The organism is Pseudomaricurvus albidus (assembly GCF_018863235.1).
GTDB lineage: Bacteria > Pseudomonadota > Gammaproteobacteria > Pseudomonadales > Cellvibrionaceae > Pseudomaricurvus > Pseudomaricurvus albidus.
Window position 1 is genome coordinate 116,048 of sequence record NZ_JAHKRS010000004.1, and the last position, 23,047, is coordinate 139,094.

24 protein-coding genes are annotated in these 23,047 nt (G+C 51.4%); 16 read left to right on the forward strand and 8 right to left on the reverse strand.

Annotated features, from left to right (window positions below; translation table 11 throughout):
- Nucleotides 1–4: 4 nt before the first annotated feature.
- Together KOI40_RS08730 and ygfZ are read right to left on the reverse strand one after the other, a co-directional pair.
- Nucleotides 5–841 carry an HDOD domain-containing protein gene (locus tag KOI40_RS08730; protein WP_216097122.1) on the reverse strand — a complete coding sequence of 279 codons (837 nt, stop codon included), beginning with the start codon at nucleotides 839–841 and terminating at the stop codon, nucleotides 5–7.
- Nucleotides 842–969: 128 nt separating this feature from the next.
- A complete protein-coding gene (gene ygfZ, locus KOI40_RS08735) occupies nucleotides 970–1,929 on the reverse strand; it encodes a CAF17-like 4Fe-4S cluster assembly/insertion protein YgfZ (protein WP_216097123.1) in 960 nt (319 codons plus the stop codon).
- A gap of 175 nt (nucleotides 1,930–2,104) precedes the next feature.
- Here ygfZ and KOI40_RS08740 point away from each other — a divergent pair, with 175 nt between their 5' ends.
- Together KOI40_RS08740 and KOI40_RS08745 are read left to right on the forward strand one after the other, a co-directional pair.
- The gene (locus KOI40_RS08740) at nucleotides 2,105–2,356 is read left to right on the forward strand and encodes an FAD assembly factor SdhE (protein WP_216097124.1); all 252 of its coding nucleotides are present in this window, start codon (nucleotides 2,105–2,107) and stop codon (nucleotides 2,354–2,356) included.
- Nucleotides 2,357–2,387: 31 nt separating this feature from the next.
- Nucleotides 2,388–2,915: a hypothetical protein gene (locus KOI40_RS08745; protein WP_216097125.1), complete on the forward strand. Its 528-nt coding sequence runs from the start codon at nucleotides 2,388–2,390 to the stop codon at nucleotides 2,913–2,915.
- Here the strand turns inward: KOI40_RS08745 and nadB are convergent.
- On the reverse strand, nucleotides 2,912–4,540 hold the full coding sequence (nadB, locus tag KOI40_RS08750) for an L-aspartate oxidase (RefSeq protein ID WP_216097126.1): 1,629 nt from the start codon (nucleotides 4,538–4,540) through the stop codon (nucleotides 2,912–2,914). The genes KOI40_RS08745 and nadB overlap by 4 nt on opposite strands.
- 443 nt (nucleotides 4,541–4,983) lie before the next feature.
- On the opposite strand from nadB, the gene rpoE reads away from it, so the two are divergent.
- The 12 genes from rpoE (at nucleotide 4,984) to acpS (ending at nucleotide 16,007) form a co-directional block, all read left to right on the forward strand.
- Nucleotides 4,984–5,574 carry an RNA polymerase sigma factor RpoE gene (gene rpoE, locus KOI40_RS08755; RefSeq protein ID WP_216097127.1) on the forward strand — a complete coding sequence of 197 codons (591 nt, stop codon included), beginning with the start codon at nucleotides 4,984–4,986 and terminating at the stop codon, nucleotides 5,572–5,574.
- A 230-nt stretch (nucleotides 5,575–5,804) separates the two neighbouring features.
- Nucleotides 5,805–6,530, forward strand: coding sequence for a sigma-E factor negative regulatory protein (locus tag KOI40_RS08760; RefSeq protein ID WP_216097128.1), 726 nt, complete (start codon nucleotides 5,805–5,807; stop codon nucleotides 6,528–6,530).
- A gap of 291 nt (nucleotides 6,531–6,821) precedes the next feature.
- On the forward strand, nucleotides 6,822–7,784 hold the full coding sequence (locus KOI40_RS08765; protein WP_216097129.1) for a MucB/RseB C-terminal domain-containing protein: 963 nt from the start codon (nucleotides 6,822–6,824) through the stop codon (nucleotides 7,782–7,784).
- A gap of 20 nt (nucleotides 7,785–7,804) precedes the next feature.
- Nucleotides 7,805–8,287, forward strand: a complete 483-nt coding sequence (locus KOI40_RS08770) for a SoxR reducing system RseC family protein (RefSeq protein ID WP_216097130.1) — start codon at nucleotides 7,805–7,807, stop codon at nucleotides 8,285–8,287.
- Nucleotides 8,288–8,391: 104 nt separating this feature from the next.
- On the forward strand, nucleotides 8,392–9,783 hold the full coding sequence (locus KOI40_RS08775; protein ID WP_216097131.1) for a DegQ family serine endoprotease: 1,392 nt from the start codon (nucleotides 8,392–8,394) through the stop codon (nucleotides 9,781–9,783).
- A 170-nt stretch (nucleotides 9,784–9,953) separates the two neighbouring features.
- The gene (gene lepA / locus KOI40_RS08780) at nucleotides 9,954–11,753 is read left to right on the forward strand and encodes a translation elongation factor 4 (RefSeq protein ID WP_216097132.1); all 1,800 of its coding nucleotides are present in this window, start codon (nucleotides 9,954–9,956) and stop codon (nucleotides 11,751–11,753) included.
- Between the two features lie 17 nt (nucleotides 11,754–11,770).
- Nucleotides 11,771–12,616 carry a signal peptidase I gene (gene lepB, locus KOI40_RS08785; protein ID WP_216097133.1) on the forward strand — a complete coding sequence of 282 codons (846 nt, stop codon included), beginning with the start codon at nucleotides 11,771–11,773 and terminating at the stop codon, nucleotides 12,614–12,616.
- Between the two features lie 251 nt (nucleotides 12,617–12,867).
- Nucleotides 12,868–13,290: a DUF4845 domain-containing protein gene (locus KOI40_RS08790; RefSeq protein WP_216097134.1), complete on the forward strand. Its 423-nt coding sequence runs from the start codon at nucleotides 12,868–12,870 to the stop codon at nucleotides 13,288–13,290.
- On the forward strand, nucleotides 13,283–13,966 hold the full coding sequence (gene rnc / locus KOI40_RS08795; RefSeq protein WP_369413166.1) for a ribonuclease III: 684 nt from the start codon (nucleotides 13,283–13,285) through the stop codon (nucleotides 13,964–13,966). Before KOI40_RS08790 ends, rnc begins: the two co-directional genes overlap by 8 nt.
- A complete protein-coding gene (gene era / locus KOI40_RS08800) occupies nucleotides 13,966–14,868 on the forward strand; it encodes a GTPase Era (RefSeq protein WP_216097136.1) in 903 nt (300 codons plus the stop codon). Before rnc ends, era begins: the two co-directional genes overlap by 1 nt.
- 10 nt (nucleotides 14,869–14,878) lie before the next feature.
- Nucleotides 14,879–15,577, forward strand: a complete 699-nt coding sequence (gene recO / locus KOI40_RS08805) for a DNA repair protein RecO (RefSeq protein ID WP_216097137.1) — start codon at nucleotides 14,879–14,881, stop codon at nucleotides 15,575–15,577.
- A 34-nt stretch (nucleotides 15,578–15,611) separates the two neighbouring features.
- On the forward strand, nucleotides 15,612–16,007 hold the full coding sequence (gene acpS / locus KOI40_RS08810) for a holo-ACP synthase (protein ID WP_216097138.1): 396 nt from the start codon (nucleotides 15,612–15,614) through the stop codon (nucleotides 16,005–16,007).
- Here the strand turns inward: acpS and KOI40_RS08815 are convergent.
- Nucleotides 15,993–16,907, reverse strand: coding sequence for a GGDEF domain-containing protein (locus KOI40_RS08815; protein ID WP_216097139.1), 915 nt, complete (start codon nucleotides 16,905–16,907; stop codon nucleotides 15,993–15,995). The two genes, acpS and KOI40_RS08815, sit on opposite strands and share 15 nt — an antisense overlap.
- Before the next feature lie 439 nt (nucleotides 16,908–17,346).
- On the opposite strand from KOI40_RS08815, the gene KOI40_RS08820 reads away from it, so the two are divergent.
- Nucleotides 17,347–18,003 (forward strand): hypothetical protein, encoded by a 657-nt coding sequence (locus KOI40_RS08820; protein ID WP_216097140.1) that lies wholly within the window; start codon nucleotides 17,347–17,349, stop codon nucleotides 18,001–18,003.
- Nucleotides 18,004–18,017: 14 nt separating this feature from the next.
- Here KOI40_RS08820 and KOI40_RS08825 read toward each other — a convergent pair whose 3' ends face one another.
- On the reverse strand, nucleotides 18,018–19,418 hold the full coding sequence (locus KOI40_RS08825; protein WP_216097141.1) for an ATP-binding protein: 1,401 nt from the start codon (nucleotides 19,416–19,418) through the stop codon (nucleotides 18,018–18,020).
- Nucleotides 19,415–20,110, reverse strand: coding sequence for a response regulator transcription factor (locus KOI40_RS08830; RefSeq protein WP_216097142.1), 696 nt, complete (start codon nucleotides 20,108–20,110; stop codon nucleotides 19,415–19,417). Before KOI40_RS08830 ends, KOI40_RS08825 begins: the two co-directional genes overlap by 4 nt.
- 306 nt (nucleotides 20,111–20,416) lie before the next feature.
- On the opposite strand from KOI40_RS08830, the gene fldB reads away from it, so the two are divergent.
- Complete coding sequence (gene fldB, locus KOI40_RS08835) at nucleotides 20,417–20,959, forward strand: flavodoxin FldB (protein ID WP_216097143.1); 543 nt, start codon at nucleotides 20,417–20,419, stop codon at nucleotides 20,957–20,959.
- Between the two features lie 80 nt (nucleotides 20,960–21,039).
- On the opposite strand, the gene cmoB is transcribed toward fldB, so the two are convergent.
- The gene (gene cmoB, locus KOI40_RS08840) at nucleotides 21,040–22,029 is read right to left on the reverse strand and encodes a tRNA 5-methoxyuridine(34)/uridine 5-oxyacetic acid(34) synthase CmoB (RefSeq protein ID WP_216097144.1); all 990 of its coding nucleotides are present in this window, start codon (nucleotides 22,027–22,029) and stop codon (nucleotides 21,040–21,042) included.
- 22 nt (nucleotides 22,030–22,051) lie between these two features.
- The gene (gene cmoA / locus KOI40_RS08845) at nucleotides 22,052–22,813 is read right to left on the reverse strand and encodes a carboxy-S-adenosyl-L-methionine synthase CmoA (RefSeq protein WP_216097145.1); all 762 of its coding nucleotides are present in this window, start codon (nucleotides 22,811–22,813) and stop codon (nucleotides 22,052–22,054) included.
- Nucleotides 22,814–23,047 lie beyond the last annotated feature (234 nt).

Here is a 23,047-nt window from a genome sequence, read left to right on the forward strand (position 1 = left end):
ACTATTAAGACAGAAGTTGCATGGCGGCTTCCATTTCGTCGCTCAGATCTTCAATTTGTTCTTCTTGCATGTCCGGATTCAGGCCCAGGCGACCAAAGGCGGTGACCGTAGCATAGTCCACTTGAGCCATCGGGTGGCTGGTACCCATATAGCTTTGCAGCATCGCAACGGTGACGATGTCGGCATAGTCCGGGGAGTCCAGTTGGCGCTCAAACTGCTTGTACTGGCTGGGGATTTTACGTAATGCCTCGGGGAACTCCCATTTTTCCAAAATTTGATCACCAATGCGTGAATGCAGCGCTTCAATGACTTTGTCCAGCGTGAAGCTGTCTCTCAGCAGGCTGGGGTTTTCTTCTGCGTAAGTCAGGATAGGCAAAACACCAATGCGGTGAATCAAACCGGCCAGTGTGGCCTGATCCGGACGCAAGTTGGTGAAGTGCTTGCAGAGTACATGGGAAATGCCGGCGATTTCACCGGAGCGACTCCAGGTGTCACGCAGACGCTTGTCGACAATGTCGGAGGTGGCCTGAAACATCTGCTCCATGGCAAGCCCTGTGGCAATGTTGCAGGTGTATTCGATACCTAGACGCATAAGCGCCATTTTCAGGTCTTCAATCTGCTTGGGGGCTCGTAACAGTGGGCTGTTCGCAATTTTGATGATGCGTGCTGTCATGCCGGCATCGTTGACGATCACCGCAGCCAGCTGATCCAGGTCGGCCTCGGGATCTTCGGCAATCTCCCGGATTTGAAGCGCTACTTCAGGCAGGGTGGGCAACACCAGGCTGTCTGACTTGATGGCTTCCAGAAGACCCTGGAGTACGGTATTGGCGATCTGATTCATAAACACTTCCTTGGGCAAATTCAATACCATCACCAGTCTGTGCCGGTGATGTAAATGGTGTTGTGGGGAAGCGCGACAGAGCCCTGCGCTGTTGGCAGGGCGGGTGTCAAAAACCGGAGTAGAGTGAGTTATTCGACAGTGTATGGCTGTGGCAGGCGTTCCAGAGCATCCTCTGCAGAATCGGCTTCGTCTCGACTCAGCGACAGATTGCCGGATTCAAACGCTTCCTGTGTGACCACGGCCAGCAGGTAGGTACGACCCTCCTGGGCTACGGCGTTGACCACGTTACCAACGCTTTGCTTTTCGCCATCGCGTATTTTATCCCCAGAGTAAACATCGACACCGGGGGCGATTTCTTGAGAAGAATTTGTCGCCAGCAGGTACATGTGGCGTTTGAGCTTGCCCTTATAGTGCATTCGGGCCACGATTTCCTGTCCTGTATAGCAGCCTTTCTTGAAATTAATCCCCTGAATGGCCGGAGTTTGCAGGTTCAGCAATTGTGGCAGGAACTCCTCAACCGTTGCGGCCACAACCCAGCCTCGACCGGCTTGAATATCTTGCATCTGCCAGGGGGTAGGGTCTTCACTGATGGTAATCTGGCTAAATGCAGTGGGTAGGTCCGAATCCACCGGAAGCCAGCATTCTACGCGATCTTCGCTTAATTTCAGGAAGATGCCCTGATTGTGTTGGATGACGGTATGGCTTTCGGTAAAAGAAAGTCCGAGTTGTTGGGTCAGCCAGTCCTCGGAACCTTCCCCCTGAATACCGATAAACCGGTACTGACCGGTGATGTCCGTGAGTTTGGCTTTGGAGAAAACAATGTATTTGCCCAGTGAGGCCTGAAGCGCGGCCTGAGTGTCTTCAGGCAGTCGCAGCAACAGGGTTTCTTCATCTTTTCGGACTGTATCGAAGTTGGCAACCATGCGGCCTTTTGGGGTGCAGTGCGCGTTGTGTTGCCAGATCTCGGGAGTGCAGCCATTGACGTCGTTGGTAACCTGACCCTGAAGGAATTTATTGGTGTCGGGTCCCTGAAGTTGTAGCAGGCTCTGCTGTGGTAGTGCGATAAAACGTGGTGTTTCCGGATTCATAAAGTCTTTTACAGAAGATTGGAAAATTTGCCCAAGCTTACCACAAGAAAGGCTGAGTTCTATTGTGGCTTGAGGGAGATAGTGGTGTGGATCGGTCTTTGTGGCTCGCCGCAGTGGCTGTCAGACGGTATAATGCGCCTCCAATTTCTGAACATCGATGTAAGTGGGTTATTTCATGGACAAAAACCGTCTGTTTTGGGCCAGCCGCCGTGGCATGCTGGAGTTGGATCTGGTATTGCAGCCATTTCTGGAAAATGTCTATGATGGCCTGCCGCAGGAAGACAAAGAGCGGTACTGGGCGCTGATGGACTGTGAAGATCAGGATATGTTCAACTGGTTTATTCACCGTCACCAGCCGGAAGACCCCGAAATACAAAGGATTGTAGGGATTGTACGTGCAAATACCGGAATGCAGATCGACTCTTGAGACTATTCCGAAGGCTCTTTCAGGGAAGGGCGTGACACCATCTTCAGGTGACAGCTCTTCTTCCTCCTTTCAGTTCTCCATTATCCGCTCAAGGCAGGCACTGGCTTGTCATATCGTGGCCACACTTCTGGCTCTGGCGGGTGTTGGACTTTCTTCTCTGACATTACCCTGGTTGGCCCTTTGGCTGTTTAGCCTTCTGCTGATCAGTTCTTTGGGTGTTGTTAAGCTGCTTTCCCAGTCGAACCTTTACTTTCAGGTGGTTCGTGGCGAGTGCAGCTTGCTGGACAATCCGTCAGGTGCTGATGATCAAGAGATGGTCGGCAAGAGTAATCCGCTGGTTAACGGACTCAGTTATGGCAGTCGTCGGCCGGTGGACCTGGAGCGAGGCTGGCAGTTATCGCCCTGGTTGCTGCAAGTGCGCTACCGACTTCGTGGGCAGCGGCGTTGGCGGTCGCTGCTAGTGTGGCCGGATAGCGCATCCATCGAGGCCAGAAGGCTTCTGCGGTCCCATGAGGTGTTTGCACGGACGGCCTCAGAGTCGGCCGCCCAGGAGAATTAACTGCGAACGAAGATTTCCTGACCCGCAAAATTGGTTGGCACCAGAATGGTATCCCGAGCTACGGATGAGGTGTCCGGGTAATCCAGCGAGTAGTGCAGCCCTCGGCTTTCCCTGCGCTGCATGGCCGAGCGAATAATCAATTCGGCTACCATGGCCAGATTTCGAAGCTCAATCAGGTCGTTGCCCACCTGATAGTTACTGTAATACTCCTGAATTTCTTTTTGCAGCAGTTTGATGCGATGGGTTGCCCGTTCAAGGCGTTTTCGAGTGCGGACAATGCCTACGTAGTCCCACATAAAACGGCGCAATTCATCCCAGTTGTGTGAAATCACAACATCTTCGTCAGAATTGGTCACGCGGGTGGAGTCCCAGGGTTTGGCAGGGCTGGGTGACGGGATAGCATCAAGGTTGGCACGAATATGTTCTGCGGCAGACTGAGCGTAAACAATGCATTCCAGCAGTGAGTTACTTGCCATCCGGTTTGCGCCATGCAGGCCGGTGAATGAGGTTTCGCCAATGGCGTACAGCTGATCGAGATCCGTCTGACCGTAATTATTCACCACGACTCCACCACAGGTGTAATGTGCTGCGGGAACCACAGGAATGGCCTGCCTGGTGATGTCGATACCAAAATCCAGACAGCGGGCTTTGACGGTAGGAAAGTGCTCGCTGATAAAGTCGGCCGGTTTGTGGCTGATGTCCAGATACAAACAATCGCTACCCAGCCGTTTCATCTCGTGGTCGATGGCTCGGGCTACGATGTCCCGGGGGGCAAGCTCACCCCTGGAGTCGAAACGATCCATGAATCGCTCGCCGTTGGGTAGCTTCAGGTGCGCACCTTCACCTCGCAGAGCCTCAGTGACCAGAAAAGACCCTGCCTTGGGGTGGTAGAGGCAGGTGGGGTGGAATTGGTTGAATTCCATGTTGGCAATACGGCAGCCCGCACGCCATGCCATGGCAATACCATCCCCGCTGGCGCTGTCCGGGTTGCTTGAGTACAAGTAGACTTTGCTGGCGCCGCCCGTTGCCAGTATTACAGCCTTGGCCTGAAAGACATCCACACAATCCTGTTGGCGGTTGTAGACATAGGCTCCGCTGCAGCGCACCTTGCCGGTAGAAGTGTCCGGTTGTGTAATCAGGTCGACCGCAATGTGGTGTTCGAACACATCCAGATTGGCGTTGGCGTTTACCCGGTCAATCAAGGTACTGTGAACGGCTTTGCCAGTGGCATCGGCGCTGTGGATAATCCGTCGATGTGTATGACCACCTTCCTGAGTGAGGTGATAATCTGAGCTGGAGCCATCCTGCAGCTTGGTGAAGGACACTCCCTGATCGATCAGCCACTGGATTGCGGCTTTGCCCCGTTCGACGGTAAATCGAACGCTGTCTTCGTGGCAGAGGCCGGCTCCTGCGTTCAGTGTATCGGCAACGTGGGCCTCGGTGGTGTCGTTGTCGTCAAGAACTGCGGCAATGCCACCTTGAGCAAACCAGGTCGAGCCCTCGTTGAGAGCGCCTTTACTGAGTACAGCCACTTGAGCTTTTTCGGCAAGGCTGAGGGCCAGAGTGAGCCCCGCAGCTCCGCTGCCAATGATCAAAACATCATGTTGGTGGTGACGACTACGCATAGTTACAGCCTGAGACCTGAGCTTGCTTGGAAAAGGCGGGTAGTATATACAGGCATGACGTGAGGTGGTATTGCCTTTTGTCCCCTATATGGCGGCAAAAAGTACGATATACTTGCCCGAGCTGAGTCAAAGCTGAGCGTATTGTATCTTATTTGAACGCTTGGTGGTTTGTCGTGTAATTCTTTATCGGGTTGATGTGAACTTCCGGCTGCAATTGCAGTCTGCTTTTCATCAATCTTCTTATTATGTCGGTCTGTTGGGGGGTCAATTGCGAATTGATTTACAGGCCGTATCAAATTAACGCACTGGGTGTCTCGACGTTGTTGCCCCGCTGAAAGTGACTGCAAGCGCCATTTGGTGGCGTGTCAGCCAATGTTATCGTTCATGGTGAGTTCAGGACGATAAGTCACAATCGGCGAAAATGAGAGGTATTGGAGAACGGAATGACAGCGCAACGTGCGCCAGAAACAGATCAACAGCTGGTGGAGCGGGTCCAGAAAGGTGATAAACGAGCTTTCGATTTATTGGTCCTGAAATATCAGCACAAGATGATATCGGTGGTGAGTCGGTATATTCACGACTCCCACGAAGTTTATGATGTGGTGCAGGAGGCCTTTATCAAGGCCTATCGTGCTCTGGGAAACTTCCGTGGCGACAGTCAGTTTTATACCTGGCTGTATCGTATCGCCATTAATACGGCAAAAAACTATCTGGTGTCCCGTGGTCGTCGGCCGCCGGCTACAGATGTGGATGTCGCTGATGCAGAGTATTACTCGGGCAGCGATTTACTGAAAGATGTGGATACTCCGGAAAACAACCTGTTTCGCGATGAGCTAAAGGCTGAAGTCGATCGTGCAATGCGGGAATTGCCGGAGGACCTGCGCACAGCAGTGACTCTGCGCGAGCTCGAGGGTTTGAGCTATGAAGAGATTGCCGATGTGATGGGTTGTCCGGTCGGAACGGTTCGCTCGAGGATATTTCGGGCGCGGGATGCCATCGATAAGACCATTGCACCGCTTATTGACAAAAAATAGTCAAATTTACCGTGTAAAAGATGAATGAAGTGTGAACTTTATCCGGAAGGGGCAGTCATAAAGGCGTGACCGTTGAAAAGATCCCTCAGGATCTTGTAGATTGAGCCTTCGGAGAAGTATGTGATCTCCGGTACTACTCAGCGGTTGATGTGGTTATTGGTTCCTTTTTTAGTGTCATCTGTCTAGCAGATGGCGTGGTAAAAGTACGAATTGAGAGCGAAACGATCAGCATGGCAGAACATTCGAATCATAAGCAGCGTGTAGCAGGCATGGCAGAGTCCGTATCGGCCCTGGTCGATGGCGAAGTATCTGAAATGGAGCTTCACCGTGTTTTGAAAGCTTCTGAAACAGACGAGGGTGTCCGTGAGACCTGGAGTCGTTATCAGTTGATCAGTTCCTCACTGCGCAATGATACGCCTTCCCAGCCAATGATCGATCTTTCGGCGGCCATCCGTGAAGCGATAGATGGCGAAGAGGCTTATGAGTCCATCCCCCAAGCATCCAATGATGCATCCTGGTTGCGCCGTGTTGGTCAAAATATCGGTAAGTTGGGAGTCGCGGCATCGGTTGCTGCGGTGATGGTGGTGACGTCTCAAATGGTCAATTTTACGGGTGATCCTGCTCCGCAGATGGCCGACGCCTCTGAGAGCGGCTCGCCTTCCGTGAAAACATCTCAGGATTTACTCACTCCCAATCCCGCTCTGCCTGCTGGCTTTGGCGGTCCGTCCGTTAGCGCGCGCACTGTCAGCGCCCACCCTCAGATGCCTGTTCAGGAGGCTGATACCCGCTACTATCCAGTTGTAAAACGAGCACAGGGTACGTACTCTGAGTCGCCTGCACCAGAAGTTCAGGCCTATCTGCAGCGTGTCATGGAAGTTCATGCGGCTCACGCGGCCATGAACAGTGGTCGAGGCATGCTGCCTTACGCCCGGGTGCCAGCCGAGATCAGTGAATAAGTCCGATTGATTATTCCCGAGACTCAGGATTTGTGCGGGCTGCCTGTAAATATTGGTGTGGATTTGCGGTCAGAAGTTGCCAGGTGTAGTCATTTTTAGTGCGTGTTTGGCGTATACTTCATTTCCTTTACTGCCCGTTGCGACCTAACCACTCTTTATCAAGTAATTGATAAACTTTGGATGTAAGAGATAAGGTCACCGGTCGTTCCTTTGTTAACAATGCTGTTCCAACCACATATGTCTGTAATCGCGCCAAGGTTTTTGTCAATTTTTCTATTAGGGGTCCTGATTGTGACCTCAGTGCTGTCTTCACGAGTAGTGGCCGCTCAGGAGTCTGTGGTGGTGTCCGGGCTTTTATCCGAGATGTCCAGGGCTTTGAGGGAAAAAGATTACCGTGGTCTGTTCACTTATGAATTTGGTGGCGCGTTACAGACTCTGCGGGTCACTCACCGGGTTATGGATGGTGAAGAATACGAAAATGTTGAGTTTCTGAATGGCCCATCACGTCGAGTCGAACGAAACGGTCGTAATGTGGAGTGCCTTTCTGCCGCTGATCAGGTCTTGAGGGGCATGTTTCCAGCTATAGACGGCAATATCGCAAACAATTACAAGGGGCTTCAACAGCATTATCAGTTTTATATTCGGGATGATGAGCGTATTGCGGGTCGCCTGGCTACCGTGCTACAAATTGTCCCTCGTGATGACTATCGTTACGGATACACCCTTTCTATTGATAAGCAGACCTACCTTCCCCTGGGTTCCATGACATTCACTTCAAGGCGAAAGGTGTTGGAACGTTTACAGTTTGCCAGTCTGGATTTGGATGTCGATGACAGTTGGGTTGGTGCAGTTGGTGCAACCTCAGACATTCAAAGACCTGAGTTTGAGCCTTGCGAGTCAAACCCGGAGCCACAGGGTTGGTCTTTGGGCTGGATGCCGGCGGGCTTTGTGCCTGCGGGAGCTTCAAGGTTGATTGATGTGGGCGATGTGCAGTTGTATACGGATGGATTGTCTGCGTTCTCGGTGTTTCTCGAGCCAATGGGCAAAAACGTTGCGGCGCAGGGCAAGGCTCAGCGCGGGGCAACTGTTGCTTATATGCAGCAACACGTTTTCAATGGCAAGGCCTACACCGTTACTGTGGTGGGAGAGATTCCCGCCATTACTGCACAGCGAATTGCGGGATCTCTTCAATTTCAGTTTGATCCCGTACAACCGCCACTCCCTCAAACTATCCCGTCTCAACCTCCGTCTTAAGCGTTTACAGGTAATACCAGGTGATTACTGAAACAGGCCGCATTGTAGCTATCGACAAGCAGTGTTTATGGGTGGAAACCATTCAGCGTTCCACTTGTGAGTCTTGTTCTGCAGAAAAGGGCTGTGGTCAGAGTCTGGTTGCCAAATGGGGCGGGAAAACCAGTTTTATTCGAGTGCTGCTGGAAGGGCGTGATCCTGCCGCCTACGAAGTGCACGACGAGGTTACGATAGGCATTCCCGATGCGGTGGTGGCCAACGGATCCCTGCTGGTTTACCTGACTCCTCTGGTGGCCATGATGGCCGCAATATTTATGGCTGAATGGGCTGGTTTTGAGGAGGCGGGTGTGATTGTGGGCGCAGCTCTGGGGCTTGTCCTGGGAGGGGTTGCAGTGCGTTGGCACAGCTATCAGTATCGGAATGATCGCCGCGTTCAGCCCGTTCTGATGGATGGACATGAGCCGGTGCAGTGGGCGTCTCCAGTCCAGTCCAAAGACAATTTATAACAATAATACTTTAAAGGTGCGTAACTGGGCTGTGTTGTTCTCGGCTTTGGCGCTGATCAATACAGTTCCTGGGAACTTGGTTCTTCTGGTAAAGGAAATTGTTGATGAAGTTAATACGCTTTTGTATGCCAGTGGTTTTGCTGGTGATGAGTGTCGGAACTCAGGCATATAGTGGTTTACCTGAATTTACCGACTTGATTGAGTCTGCCTCTCCGGCAGTTGTGAAAATCAATACTGTTGAGCGCGTCAACAGTCGCCGCGGGCAGCTGGTTTTGCCTCAGGGGCGTCAGGATATCCCGGATATTTTCCGCCATTTATTTGAGCCGCGGAATATGCCGCAGCGCAATGTCCAATCCATGGGGTCGGGTTTTATTGTCTCCGAAGATGGTTATATTCTGACCAATAATCATGTGGTGGACGGGGCTGATGACATTCAGGTGCGCTTGATTGATCGCCGTGAATACACTGCCAAAGTGATCGGCACGGATGAGCGCTCCGATCTCGCGCTGCTGAAAATCGATGAGACGGGATTACCTACCCTTAAGTTTGCCAGGGATGATGATCTGAAGGTCGGGCAGTGGGTCTTGGCTATTGGGTCCCCATTTGGTCTGGATTTCTCTGCCAGTGCGGGTATTGTCAGCGCCATTGGCCGCAGCATTCCCAGTGACAAGCACGAAAACTATGTCCCGTTCATTCAAACCGATGTGGCGATTAACCCCGGTAATTCCGGCGGTCCATTATTCAATCTCGACGGTCAGGTGGTTGGCATTAATTCCCAGATTTATACCCGTTCAGGCGGCTCCATAGGTCTGTCTTTTGCGATACCGAGCAGTGTTGCCCGGGAAGTTGTTGAGCAATTGAAAGAAAAAGGGCGCGTTGACCGCGGATGGTTGGGGGTCGTGATTCAGGAGGTTGATCGAGATCTGGCGGCATCATTCGGTCTGAAGAAGCCAATGGGTGCGCTGGTGGCACAAATGGATCCTGAAGGTCCCGCCGCCAGGGCTGGACTGGAAGTGGGGGATGTCATTACCCGCTTTGATGGCACCGTGATTAACCGCTCAGGGGATTTGCCCCATGCAGTGGGTGTAACGGCGCCGGGTGACCGGGTCCCTGTCGAATTGATGCGCGAAGGTAAAAAGAAAAGCATCATGGTCACCGTGGGCACACTGGGGGGTGATGAGGCACAGGTAACTCGTAACGATCCACAGGTTGACGGTGGTCGCCTGGGGTTGGTTGTTCAGAAACTGGATCCCCAGATGATGCAGGACTGGCAGTTACCCGGAGGCGTTGTGGTTGAGCAGGTCGTTCCAGGGCAGCCGGGGGCCAGATCGGGCTTGAGGCCGGGAGATGTCATTGTCCAGCTGGGGTATAACGCTGTGAATACCGTGGAGGATTACCGTAAGGTAGTTGCTGCCTTGCCGGCCAATAGCCTGCTCCCCATTCGTATTTACCGGCATGGACGAGCGCTGTTCCGCACCATATCCATCCCCAACTAAGTCTCTCCAGAACCCCGTCCATTTGAGGCGCTGTCATGGCGCCTCAAATGTAAATACGGTAGACTTCTCTCCCTTTTGACTTGGCTCAACTTAACCGCTTTCATGGTCTGCCTGAAGCGGCCTGTTTGGCCAGGTTTGACTTATTTTATTGACGAGTAGTTGACCATACTGTGACCGATCTTAGCCATATACGAAATTTCTCTATTATTGCCCACATTGACCATGGTAAATCGACCATCGCGGATCGCTTTATCCAGGTGTGTGGTGGTTTGACAGAGCGTGAAATGGCCGCTCAGGTTCTCGACTCCATGGATATTGAGCGAGAGCGAGGCATTACCATCAAAGCTCAGAGTGTGACGCTGGATTACACCGCTCGAGATGGCAAAACCTATCAATTGAATTTCATTGATACCCCGGGGCACGTGGACTTCTCTTATGAAGTATCCCGCTCCCTCAGTGCCTGTGAAGGGGCATTGTTGGTCGTTGATGCTGCCCAGGGGGTTGAAGCTCAGTCCGTGGCCAACTGTTACACCGCTATTGAGCAGGGGCTTGAGGTCATTCCGGTATTGAACAAAATCGATTTGCCCCAGGCAGAGCCGGATCGTGTCGCCCAGGAGATCGAAGAGATTATCGGCATCGACGCCACCGAGGCAGTTCAGTGCAGTGCCAAATCGGGTTTGGGAGTTGAGGATGTGCTCGAAGAGCTGGTGCGTCTTGTTCCTCCTCCGGTGGGCGATGTGGATGCACCTCTGCAGGCGTTGATCATTGATTCCTGGTTTGATAACTATCTGGGCGTTGTGTCGCTGGTGCGTGTGCGTCAGGGCACGCTGAAGGTCAAAGACAAGATTATTACCAAATCCATCGGTAAAGCCCAGATTGTCGACAGCGTTGGTGTATTCACGCCCAAACGCAAAGAAACAAAGATGCTCAAAGCCGGTGAGGTAGGTTTCATTGTTGCCGGGATCAAAGACATCCACGGCGCTCCTGTGGGGGATACCATTACCCACGCTTCTACTCCCGAAGTGGAGCCGGTACCGGGTTTCCAGAAAGTAAAACCACAGGTCTATGCGGGGCTGTTCCCGGTCAGTTCTGATGATTACGAAGCTTTCCGTGAAGCGTTGTCCAAGCTGACACTGAACGATGCGTCTCTGTTCTTTGAGCCTGAAAGCTCAGACGCGTTGGGTTTTGGTTTCCGTTGTGGCTTCCTTGGAATGCTGCACATGGAAATTATTCAGGAGCGACTGGAGCGTGAGTACAACCTGGATCTGATTACAACAGCTCCGACTGTGGTCTATGAGGTTGAAAAAACCGACGGTGAAGTGGTCTACGTAGACAACCCTTCCAAACTGCCGGATATCGGCATGATCGAGGAAATGCGCGAGCCGATTGTGCAGGCCAATATCCTTGTGCCCCAAGAGCACTTGGGTGCGGTGATCACTCTGTGTATTGAAAAGCGGGGTGTGCAAAAGGATATGCAGTACATGGGGTCTCAAGTTTCTGTGACCTACGAACTGCCTATGAACGAAGTGGTTCTGGATTTCTTTGATCGACTCAAATCCGTGAGCCGTGGTTTTGCGTCTTTGGATTACAGTTTTGACCGTTTTGAAGCCGCCAAACTGGTGCGTCTGGATGTGTTGATTAACGGTGAGAAAGTCGATGCCCTGGCATTGATTGTTCACCGTGATAACGCGCCCTATAAAGGCCGTGCACTGGCTGACAAGATGAAAGAGCTGATTCCCCGTCAGATGTTCGATGTGGCAATTCAGGCGGCCATTGGTGGTCAGGTGATTGCCCGGACTACGGTTAAGGCTCTGCGTAAAAATGTAACTGCCAAGTGTTATGGTGGCGATGTGTCCCGTAAGAAAAAGCTGTTGCAGAAGCAGAAAGAAGGTAAAAAACGGATGAAGCAGGTGGGTAGTGTGGAAATTCCACAGGAAGCTTTCCTGGCCGTACTAAAAGTTGATGAATAAAGAATAAGGCCAGGTATATGGATATAAATTTCCCTTTGATTTTGGTTCTGCTGGTGTTTGGCAGCGGGATCGTCTGGCTGTTCGACAGCTTGTTCTTCGCACGCAAGCGCCAGGCGGCAGTCGCGGCTGTGGATGCTCAATTTGCGTCTGTAGAACTGGATAGTGGGCGTCAGCAGGAAGTTTACGAACAGGCAAAAGCGACGGCATCAAAAGAACCGGTTATTGTTGAATACTCCAAGTCTTTCTTCCCGGTGTTGTTCGTGGTTTTGGTGTTGCGTTCGTTTGTGGCTGAGCCTTTTCAGATTCCATCCGGTTCTATGATTCCAACCCTGAAAGTCGGTGACTTTATTCTGGTGAATAAATTTACCTATGGAATCCGTCTGCCGGTGATTCGCACTAAAGTCCTGGATGTGAATGATCCTGAGCGCGGTGATGTGATGGTTTTCTTTCCGCCCCACAAGCCGGATACGTACTTTATTAAACGTGTTGTCGGTATGCCGGGTGACCGGGTTCGTTACAGCAACAATGTTTTGTATATCAATGGGGAAGAGCAGTCTCAGACCTTGATAGCCTCGTTGCCGCCGTCCAACCCGGAATATCAGATCATGACTGAGAATCTGGGGGGAGTGGAACATGACATGCAAAAAGATACCATTCCAGGAATGCTCAGCCGTCATGGCGAGTGGGTAGTACCGGAAGGGCATTATTTTATGATGGGCGACAATCGGGATAACAGTTCTGACAGCCGAGCCTGGGGGCCCGTCTCTGAGGACGCCATCGTAGGCAAGGCTTTTGCCGTATGGATGCACTGGGACTCCTTATTCAGCATCCCCAGTTTCAGTAATGTAGGCAGTATTCAATAGCCGGGCAGCTGATCAGCTTGTGTTAATCAGTCGCGAATTTTGCGCAATACACAGTCCATCATCTTGAGTCCTGGTGGTCTGTGTTGAATACTGGATCTGGCAGCCAAATCGTCAGTGTTTAAGAAGCGCCGACAGGTTGTCTGACTTTCTGAGCGTTTTAAATGGATAGCTCTGGGCGTGCGGCTGAGTCTGCCGGGCTCCGTGGCTAACAACAAACTCATGGTTTAAACCATTCTTGGGGGATTTAAACGGTGCATTTAGCAAGAAATCAAAAGGGCGTATCGGCCACTGGCTGGCTGATCATCTTACTGGTAGCAGGTTTTGCCTTATTGTGTATTTTCCGAATGGTGCCGGCGTACGTGGATGATCGCTACATTCAGGAAGGGTTGCTCAGTCTCGCTGAAGAGGGGGACAAAATCGACGAAATGTCTCCCCGTGACATACGTCGCACAGTGGGTAAATTTTTCATGATGAACAATGTGCGCAGCCAATCAGAGAAATCTATCGAGGTTGAGCGCTTGCAGGATAGAACTTTGGTGAAAATGAATTACGAAGTGCGTGTGCCCATTATCTACAATATTGATGTAGTGATGACATTTAACAATGTCTGGGACAGTTCGCGTCCATACGAATGCTGCAAACCTGAAGCGGGTAGCGAATCTGAAAGTGAATAGCATTACTCGACAGCGCCTGTTACATCGTATCGGCTATGAGTTTCAAGATGAGAGCCTGTTTGATCTGGCGCTTACCCATCGCAGTTGTGGCGCTAAAAACAATGAGCGACTCGAGTTCCTTGGGGACTCCATCCTGAACTTTGTGGTTGGGGAGTCGCTGTTTGAGCGTTTTCCGGAAGCAAAAGAAGGTCAGCTAAGCCGCTTGCGGGCACAAATGGTCAAGGGCGAGACATTGGCTGAGATCGCACGCGAATTTGATTTGGGCCCCTGTCTGAATCTGGGCGAAGGTGAAATGAAGAGTGGTGGTTTTCGTCGCGATTCGATTCTGGCGGATGCGGTGGAAGCGATCATCGGAGCCATCCATCTGGATCGGGGAATGGCCAGTGCCCGTGAGCGGGTATTGGTTTGGTACAAAAGTCGATTGGATGCACTGCAGCTGGAGACTACCCGCAAAGATCCAAAAACCGAGCTGCAGGAATACCTGCAAGCGAAAAAGTCGGCCTTGCCCGAATACCGGGTTGTTGATGTAGGAGGTGAAGCTCATGCTCAGAAGTTCACCGTGGAGTGTCACTCTGTACTACTGAAGACGCCGACAGTGGCCACTGCCAGCAGCCGTCGAGGTGCCGAAAAGATGGCAGCAGAAGCGGCTCTGAAACAGCTTTTGGGAGTCTCTTAATGAGCGAGCAGGATGTTAGTCGTTGTGGATACGTGGCCATTGTCGGCCGCCCCAATGTGGGCAAATCGACACTGCTGAATCATATTCTTGAGCAGAAGATCAGTATTACATCACGCAAGCCACAAACCACCCGTCATAATGTTCTCGGGATCAAAACCGAAGGCTCGGTTCAGGCAATTTATGTCGACACTCCCGGGCTTCATCTTCAGCATGCCAAAGCCATTAATCGCTACATGAACAAGGCCGCTACCACGGCGTTGAGGGATGTGGATGTGGTGGTGTTCCTGGTTGACCGTCTGGCCTGGACTGACGAAGACGACATGGTGGTCAAACGGCTGCAAAACCTCGATTGCCCCATTATTCTGGCGATCAACAAAGTGGATCAGCTTGAAGACAAGGGGGTACTGCTGCCTCATTTGGAGCAGCTGTCAGAGAAGCTGAAAGTGGATGAGATTGTTCCTATTTCGGCTTTAAGAGGCATCAACCTGGATGCTCTGCAAGAGCAGGTTGAAAAGCGCTTGCCGGAAGGTATGCACTTTTTTCCAGAGGACCAGATCACGGATCGCAGTTCTCGCTTTTTGGCCGCAGAAATCATTCGCGAAAAGATCACACGCCAGTTGGGGGATGAGCTTCCTTACCAGATGACCGTGGAAATTGAAGAGTTTTCCCACGATGGCTCTATCATTCATATCGGCGCATTAATTCTGGTTGAAAGGGATGGCCAGAAGCGAATCCTGATTGGCGACAAGGGGGCCAAGATCAAACAGATCGGTCAGCAGGCCCGTATTGATATGGAAGCCCTGTTTGATTGCAAAGTCATGTTGAAAACCTGGGTTAAGGTAAAATCCGGGTGGTCCGATGATGAGCGTGCGTTGCGAAGTTTAGGCTACGACGACGTCTAGAGCATCTGCCATGCGCGTTGAGCTGCAGCCCGGTTATATTCTCCACAGCCGTCCTTTTCGGGATACCAGTTTGATTCTCGATTGTCTGACCGAAGACTATGGGCGGCTGTCATTAATTGCCAAAGGTGCACGCTCGGCCAAATCCCGACAGCGGCAATTGTGCCAGCCGTTTACACCTCTCTTGTTGTCCTGGCAGGGAAAGTCTTCCCTCAAAACATTAACCTCTATCGAAAGCCGCCAATTGCCCCTGGGATTAAAGGGGGAGTTTTTATTCAGCGGACTGTATCTCAATGAATTATTAACTCGATTGGTGCCCGAGCAGGACAGCTGCCCGGAAATTTATCAGAGTTATGAAGTTGCTTTGGGGCAACTGGCCGACATGCTTCCTCTGGAGCCTGTATTGCGGGCTTTTGAGCTGAGAATGCTGGAGGACTTGGGATATCATCTGGATCTGTCCCGAGATGCCGACGGCCTTGATCTCCGGGCAGAGGAAATGTACCAGTGGTGGCCGGAGCAGGGGTGGCGTCTGGCATCGGATACACTGACAGCTCAATCATTCCCGGGAGTGCATTTGCAGGCGATGCGAGAAGGTGATTTTCAGGATCCTCAGACACAGCGTTCGGCAAAAGTTTTGACTCGCATCCTGTTTAAGCCTTTGCTGGGGGAGCGTCCCCTGCAGAGCCGAAAACTATTCCAGAAAACCCGTTAAGCCAACGGGCTTAGCCAGACACGAAGGTTGCATTATGATTGTGGGGTTGGGAACCGATATTGTGGAAATATCCCGTATCGAATTAACGCTTGATCGCCTGGGAGACGCCTTTGCCCGTCGTATCCTGGCAGAGCAGGAGTGGCAATCCTATTGCGACAGCAATCGTCGTACGGCTTTTCTGGCCAAGCGCTTTTGTATCAAAGAAGCCGCAGCCAAAGCTCTGGGAACGGGGATTGGGCGCGGGGTTTCATGGCAGCATATGTGGGTTGAGCACAACGAAGACGGGGCGCCGAGTTTGTGTTTCAGTGGCGGGGCTTTGGAGCGCTTTCAATCACTGGGTGGTGGCCGCATTCACATGAGTGTTTCCGACGAAAAAGCCTATGCCACCGCAACAGTAATACTGGAAGCGCCGGGCTCATGGCCGGGCTGATTCCACCCGGTTTCGTCCAAGATGTTTGGCTTGGTAGAGAGCCTTGTCCGCTTGTTGAAACAGGGGTTCTTCCGGCTTTTTCAGGTTCAGAGAGCTGATACCAATACTGACGGTTGCCGATAGCGTTTGACCCTGACTGAGTATTTGCATTGAGGCCACGTGTTGTCGAATGCGTTCGGCAATCACATGGGCTCCATCGATAGCGGTTTTATTCAGCAGTACGACAAACTCTTCCCCCCCATAGCGAAACACAAGGTCTGTACAGCGGGTAATGGACTTGATGCTCTGGGCAATTTCTCGAATGACCTCATCACCACAGGTATGTCCGTATTGGTCATTAATCATTTTGAAGTGATCAATATCGATTGCCAGTAATGAAAGAGGTTGTTGGTGTCGGGATGCCAACTGCAGTTCGCGCTCCAATGCCTGATCCAGAGCCACCCGATTACCCACCTGAGTCAGTGGATCCCTGAGAGCAGACTGAACGGCATCACGGTAAAGTAGGGCATTGCGAAGCGGACAAATCAGCGTCGACAGCAGGCTTTCGATGGCAGACATCTCATGCTCATTGAAGCGCTTGTTGCGGCTAAAGGTAAGATCACCCAGATCATCTTGTGCAAAGTTGAGACGGTAATCCACCTTGTGAGTGTCATCCTGACCGATCATCAGTTCACAATCTTTCTGGCGATGCTGATATTTCATCCCAGTGGCAGGCATGAGTTTTTGAATTTGCTGAAAAAATAAAGTCAGTACAATGGAAAGGTCCAGGCTGGTTTGCAGGGACTGGGTTAAAACTCTTCGGGCTTCAGCAACATCATCCTGATGGGCAGGGAAAACGAGTGAAATCGCGTCATCCTTGAAAGTCGCCGTGTTGTGATTCTGTCCTGTAAGTGTGGCCATAATAGTTTCCCGAACTGACAGACATGTCCCAATGGCGTTCAGCCTCAGAAACCCTGTCCCATTCTGTTTGACCCTTTGATGGGGAATGGCTTTCTGTGTTGTCTGTTACAGATTCAATGTGTTCCAGTGAATGTGATGTCCATAAAAGACATAGCGAATTTTGTGCCAGCTTTGGGTTATTTAATAAACCCTTATTTATCAGCAGCTTGCGTTATTGCTTCAGCGAGCGGTTCATTCAATGGCAGATTTTTGTCGGTCAAAGCGGCAAGATGACAGGCAGGATTTTGCCGCTGACAAGTGTTTGACGTTATGTTGGCAGGGGTAGACTTGTTGTCGCTGACACCCTGTTTCGCAACCGTGTTAGTGTGTGCAGGGTGGGTTAAGGCTTGTCTTGCAAAGAATTGGATTGGGGAGTGTTTAGCCGGTGGTTTTTGCTTCTGTGAGTTCACCACTTTTCTGGTTGCCTGCCGTTGTGATCAGCGTGGTGGCCCTTGGCTGGGCTGTTGCTGTGGCACCCTGGCGACAGTTGTTGGCGAAAAGTTATCGTCAACATGCCTTTTGGGCAGCTGTGCTTGGGTTGGGGCTGTTTTGGCAATTGAAAGTCGACATCATGCAGGTGATGGGACTTCACCCACTGCTGATGATGTCGGTGGTGATGATTTTTGGTTGCGCTTTAGGGATATGTGTCGGGGCTTTGGCCTTGTTGGTTGGAATGTTATTTCACTCCGAGCCCTGGTCCATGCTGGCGCTACAGTTTTGTCTGGATGTGTTGGTGCCGGGATTGGTGGCTGCAGGCGTGCTTAACTTGATCGAGCGGTTACCGTTTCGGAATCTGTTTGTATACATGCTGGGGGGCGGTTTTTTTGGGGGTATGCTGACGGTGCAGGGTATGGCAGCAGCCAGCTGGTTTTACGTATGGTTGCTGGGGCCTGAGCCATTGTTGGTGATTGTTTCAGACCACTATTACCTGACCTTGCTGATGATGTTCCCCGAAGGGTTTATGAACGGTGCGCTGATGAGCACCCTGACCGTATTGGCCCCGGATCTGGTGAAAACCTACGATGATCATCAATATCTGGATGATGATCATCGCTGATTAACGGTCAGGGCTCATATCTCCTCTGCGGCGGGCAGGGTAACGACTATGGTCAGTCCCCGTGTGGGGTTGTTGAAGGCTTTGATGCTGCCGCCGTGATGTAGCACGGTTCTTTTGGCAATGGCCAGTCCCAGTCCGTATCCGCCACTCTTGCGATCCCGGGCCTCATCAGTACGGAAGAAGGGTTCAAAAATATCGTCCAGGTGCTCCTCTGCAACACCGGGTCCGCAATCACTGACAGAAATTCGCGGTTTGTTGTCAGTGCCATAGTCCAGTGTGATGGAAATCGGCGAGTCACTGACGGTATAGCGAATGGCATTGCGTATGATATTGTCGAATACGCCTACCAGAGTGTTACCGCGTGTCTGCACCAGCACTTCGGGCAGGTTGTTGGTCAAATCCAGAGTTACCTGCTTGTGTCGGGCTTCGTGCTGACATTCATCGACAATCGTGGTTACCAGACTGCTGAGTTCAACCACATCGCTCAACTCCCAGGAATCTTGCTCGGTTACCGGCAATGACAGAATGTCCGAAATCACGTCGTTCAGGTAATCTGCGGCTTCTTTGATGCGGTCGAGTTCGCCGGTAATTTCACTGTTGGCACGCTGTTGGGCAATAGCCAGAGCAACCTGCAGTCGAGCCAGAGGCGATCTTAGCTCGTGTGACACGTCCTTAATCAGACGTTTTTGTTCGAGCATGCTTTTTTGTAGTTTGATCGCCATGTTGTCAAAAGCACGCCCCAGTTCCGCCAGTTCACCGGGGCGATCACAAAACTCTTCGGCGATGTGAATGTCCCAATTGCCTTCGGCGATCTGTTGGGTCGCATTCTTCAGTGTTTGAATATCGCGGGTAATGTAGCGAGCAAGATAGTAACAGGCCGTACCACTGATCAGGATGTCCAGTAACAGAATGTGCCAGAAATTGTGGATAAACAGTCGCCAGCCCAGGATGTTGTTTTCCGGGGCGGCAACGACCAGACGTAATTCAGTGCCATCAGTGAGCTGAAACTGGCGGGCGTAGAAGTTTTCGTTGCCGATTTTTTTTCTGAAAAAAGGGGCTTTGGCATTTATGTGCCTGAGAAAGCGAGACACACGTTCTGGCACGTCCCGTTCGAGCAGATCCTTGCCTTGTGTGTCTATGATGTACACATATTGCGTCGCCCATGACGGCATGCTTTTCAGGCCGATGGTGACCTGAATCAAATCCTGATTAACTGCATCGCTGACAACTTCGCGCATCAAGCGGCCTCCAGGACCGCTGTAATGTTCTTTCTCCTGGTTGGAGAGGTGTTTGTCAGGACCGATGCTGAAAAAGTGCATGATGGCACTGGAGCCAAGCAGCATGGTAATCATAACCAGCCAGAAGCCCAGAAAGACTTTGAAATAAACGCGACTTAATGAGAGGGGGAGCTTCATTGGCGAACCAGCATATACCCCGCACCGCGGATATTGATGATCAGGTCCTTATTGGCACCCAGTGCAGACAGTTTTTTTCGAATATTACTGACGTGTACGTCAATACTGCGGTCGTAGGGAGTCAGCTTTCTGTTCAGGGCTTTCTCGGTGAGAATCTCTTTGCTGATGACGTCACCCGCTGAACGCATCAACAGTTCCAGTACGGTAAATTCGGCCCCGGTCAGTGTTACCGGGTTTTCCTGAAAGAAGGCCGCGTGGCTTTTGACCTGAATGAACAGATCATCCACACGGATTTCGTCGGCCATGGGAGAAGAAGGGTTTTGTTCAGCTTCGGTGGTACGTCTCAGAATGGCTCGTACACGAGCAACCAGCTCTCTTGGATTGCAGGGTTTTGGAAGGTAGTCATCTGCCCCCATTTCCAGACCGACAATACGGTCTACAGCTTCTCCTTTGGCAGTTAACATTAAAACAGGAGTACGCTTGCTGTCGCGAATCTTGCGCAACGCGTCCAGACCGTTCATGACCGGCATCATGACATCAAGCACAATGACATCATAATCGTGTTGCAGGGCCTGTTTGACCCCCTCGCTGCCATCGTGGGCGAGGGTGACGTGAAAGCCTTCTGTCTGGAGGTATTCTTTCAGCAGAAGGCATAGCTCCTGATCATCATCAACAAGCAGTAAATTACTCATAGGGTAGCTTCTTTAAAGTCCTGTGCCGTAAAGATCGGTTTTTATGTCTGGTCAATCCTGTAGCCAAGTTTACACGGGGCTGATTGTCTGTATATGTCGGTATTTCAATACCAGTCGAGAAGTTTGCATTACTGGGGTTTAGCTGTCACGGCATTCATTTAACGATAACCTTTCTTAACTCTGTCGGTCGCGCAGGGTGGGTTTCCAGTGCCTGGGGCAGGGCAGCGGTGAAACCCGGTTGCGCAGTGGTGATATAACTGGGAAAATCCCAGCCCCGATAGAAATATTAGAGTTAGAGGAAGTTCTGTGGCAGTAATTGGTCTGTTTTTCGGCAGTGATGAAGGCAACACAGAAAATGTGGCCCAGCGTATTCAGCAGCGCTTGGGCGAGGATGCCGTGGATATTCACGATATTGCCGATGTTACCCAGTTGGAATTTGACGATTATGACAAGATTCTGCTGGGCATCCCTACCTGGGATTTTGGCCAGATTCAGTCTGACTGGGAAGAGTTCTGGGAAGATATCAGTGCTGTCGACTTTACCGGCAAGACTGTTGCTCTTTTTGGGTTGGGTGATCAGTTTGGTTACGGCGATTACTTTCTGGATGCCATGGGCATGCTGCATGACGTTATCGTCGAAAATGGCGCCAAAATTGTAGGCCATTGGCCTGTTACGGGTTATGAATTTGATGAGTCCAAAGCCTTAACGGCAGATCGAAAGGCCTTTGTGGGTCTGGCAATCGACGAAGATCAACAGGAAGAATTAACCTCCCAGCGCCTTAATGAGTGGTGTCAGCAGGTGGTTCGTGAAATGGGATTGGATCTTGATGTAGAGTTGCTTGACGATTGATGCGATCGGATGGAACGACCCATAAAAAAAGCCGCTATTGAGCGGCTTTTTTTATGGAGGCGCATGGCGCTTCACCGGAATTATCGCGGGGCTTCAGCGACAATCACTGCTCGCAGTGGCGCTGGGTGTCCTTCGGCGGTTAATGAAGAGTCCTGTGGATCCAGAAACTCGGGCAGTGAATGGAACCGCATCCAGTCTGTAGAGCGTTGCTCTTCAGTGGAGGTTTGATTGATATCGACCACTCTGGGGTTTTGGTAACCACACTTGCGCATCCACGAGATGAGTGTATCGCAGCTGGGCAGAAACCAGACATTATTCATTTTGGCGTATCGGCCTTCGGGGACAAGTACCTCACCCAGCTTGCCGTCAATCACCAGTGTTTCCAGTACAACCTGTCCACCCGGGCGCAGAGTCGATTTCAGTTCGCGCAGATGATCCATGGGAGAGCGGCGGTGATAGAGAACACCCATTGAAAACGTGGTATCAAAAGCCTGTAAATTGGGGGGGACAGCTTCAATGCCGACGGGCAATAAATCGACGGGTGCCGAGCCGATGAAGTGTTTGAGCATATGAAACTGCACGACAAAGCGAGGTGACGGGTCGATGCCGATGACTCTGTTTGCACCTTCCCCCAGCATTCGCCAGCAGTGGTAACCGTTTCCGCAGCCGACATCCAGAATGGTACGGTTCTCCAGGGGTGCCAGATGGGGCAATACGCGATTCCATTTCCAGTCTGAATGCCATTCTGTATCGATGTAGGTACCGTGAATCTGGTAAGGGCCCTTACGCCAGGGGATCAGTTCGGCCAGTGCATCGTGTATGCGGGATTCGGTCTCAGCGTCCAGAGCAGCTGAAGAAGAAAGCTCAACGGCGTCTCGCAAATTAATTACATCGGTTGTCACATCCGGAAGCTTGTCGAGAGCTTCCAGCCACATGGGCAGATCACCAAAGCGGTCGCTGCAAAGACCTTCTTCAATTTGTTGGGGCAGCTGAGCTAACCACGGCTCAAGCCTGGTGCCTTCCAGTGAGCGCAGCAGCTCGCTGTAGTCAATACGAGGATGAATTTTCATAAAAGGGATATCGGGTGAATGGCTATTTGATAGCGATCATTGAAGCAAAATTGAAACACTGGAACCACACATCGCAGCTGAGAAAGCCGACTTTCTTCATGCGCTGGCGGTGAGTGTCGAGAGTTTCCGGGATCAGCACATTTTCCAGTGCTGTACGCTTTTGGGCAATTTCAAGGTCGCTATAGCCGTTGGCTCGTTTGAAATTGTGATACAGGTCGATCATCAACTGGTCATGTTGCTGATCCTGAAAAACGACCTTTTCCGACAAGATCAGCACACCGCCAGGGTTAAGGCCATCGTAAATACGCTGCAGTATGCGGTCACGTCTGTCAGGATTGATGAATTGCAGGGTAAAGTTAAGCACTACCACCGAGGCGTTCTCGATCTTAACATTCTCCAGATCATCGCAGATCAGTGTCACCGGCACCTCGCCGCAATCTGCGTCAAAAACGTCCTGGCAGCGTTCAATCATCGCCTGGGAATTATCAACACCAATGATTTGGCAGTCAGCTGCCTGAATACGGTGTCGCATCGCCAGACTGGCAGCGCCCAGGGAGCAGCCCAGATCGTAACAGCGGCTGCCACTGGTGGCGTATTGTTCAGCCAAAGTCCCAATCATGGTGATGATGGTGGCATAGCCTGGTACCGAGCGTTTGATCATGTCAGGAAAGACATTCACTACGTTTTGATCAAAACTGAACCCGGCTACATGGCCCAGAGGATTCGCGTAGATGTTATCGGAATCGGAGGCGTGTACGGGCTTTGCGGGTGGCTGATCTGACATATCGGGTATCTGGTTTGAAAGCGAGCTGTGTGGGTGGGATCAAATGTAATTTTATAACGCGGGGAGGGGCGCGAACAAGCTAATGGCGTCAGCTAATGGGGTTTAAGTGCCATCGCTGAGGTGTTCTTGCTGCATTATAAATTGAACTCTCAAGGATATCGGAAGATTTTGGTGTCAGCAGCTTGCAACAGATGAAATGATATGGATTATTATTTGCAACTGGTCGCTGATGAA

Coding starts and splice junctions, on each gene's coding strand:
- KOI40_RS08775 (WP_216097131.1), top strand. CDS start 8,392: ATGAAGTTAATACGCTTTTGTATGCCAGTGGTTTTGCTGGTGATGAGT.
- cmoA (WP_216097145.1), bottom strand. CDS start 22,813: ATGTCAGATCAGCCACCCGCAAAGCCCGTACACGCCTCCGATTCCGAT.
- KOI40_RS08825 (WP_216097141.1), bottom strand. CDS start 19,418: ATGAAGCTCCCCCTCTCATTAAGTCGCGTTTATTTCAAAGTCTTTCTG.
- era (WP_216097136.1), top strand. CDS start 13,966: ATGAGCGAGCAGGATGTTAGTCGTTGTGGATACGTGGCCATTGTCGGC.
- KOI40_RS08730 (WP_216097122.1), bottom strand. CDS start 841: ATGAATCAGATCGCCAATACCGTACTCCAGGGTCTTCTGGAAGCCATC.
- lepB (WP_216097133.1), top strand. CDS start 11,771: ATGGATATAAATTTCCCTTTGATTTTGGTTCTGCTGGTGTTTGGCAGC.
- KOI40_RS08760 (WP_216097128.1), top strand. CDS start 5,805: ATGGCAGAACATTCGAATCATAAGCAGCGTGTAGCAGGCATGGCAGAG.
- acpS (WP_216097138.1), top strand. CDS start 15,612: ATGATTGTGGGGTTGGGAACCGATATTGTGGAAATATCCCGTATCGAA.
- ygfZ (WP_216097123.1), bottom strand. CDS start 1,929: ATGAATCCGGAAACACCACGTTTTATCGCACTACCACAGCAGAGCCTG.
- KOI40_RS08830 (WP_216097142.1), bottom strand. CDS start 20,110: ATGAGTAATTTACTGCTTGTTGATGATGATCAGGAGCTATGCCTTCTG.
- nadB (WP_216097126.1), bottom strand. CDS start 4,540: ATGCGTAGTCGTCACCACCAACATGATGTTTTGATCATTGGCAGCGGA.
- KOI40_RS08815 (WP_216097139.1), bottom strand. CDS start 16,907: ATGGCCACACTTACAGGACAGAATCACAACACGGCGACTTTCAAGGAT.
- rpoE (WP_216097127.1), top strand. CDS start 4,984: ATGACAGCGCAACGTGCGCCAGAAACAGATCAACAGCTGGTGGAGCGG.
- recO (WP_216097137.1), top strand. CDS start 14,879: ATGCGCGTTGAGCTGCAGCCCGGTTATATTCTCCACAGCCGTCCTTTT.
- KOI40_RS08740 (WP_216097124.1), top strand. CDS start 2,105: ATGGACAAAAACCGTCTGTTTTGGGCCAGCCGCCGTGGCATGCTGGAG.
- cmoB (WP_216097144.1), bottom strand. CDS start 22,029: ATGAAAATTCATCCTCGTATTGACTACAGCGAGCTGCTGCGCTCACTG.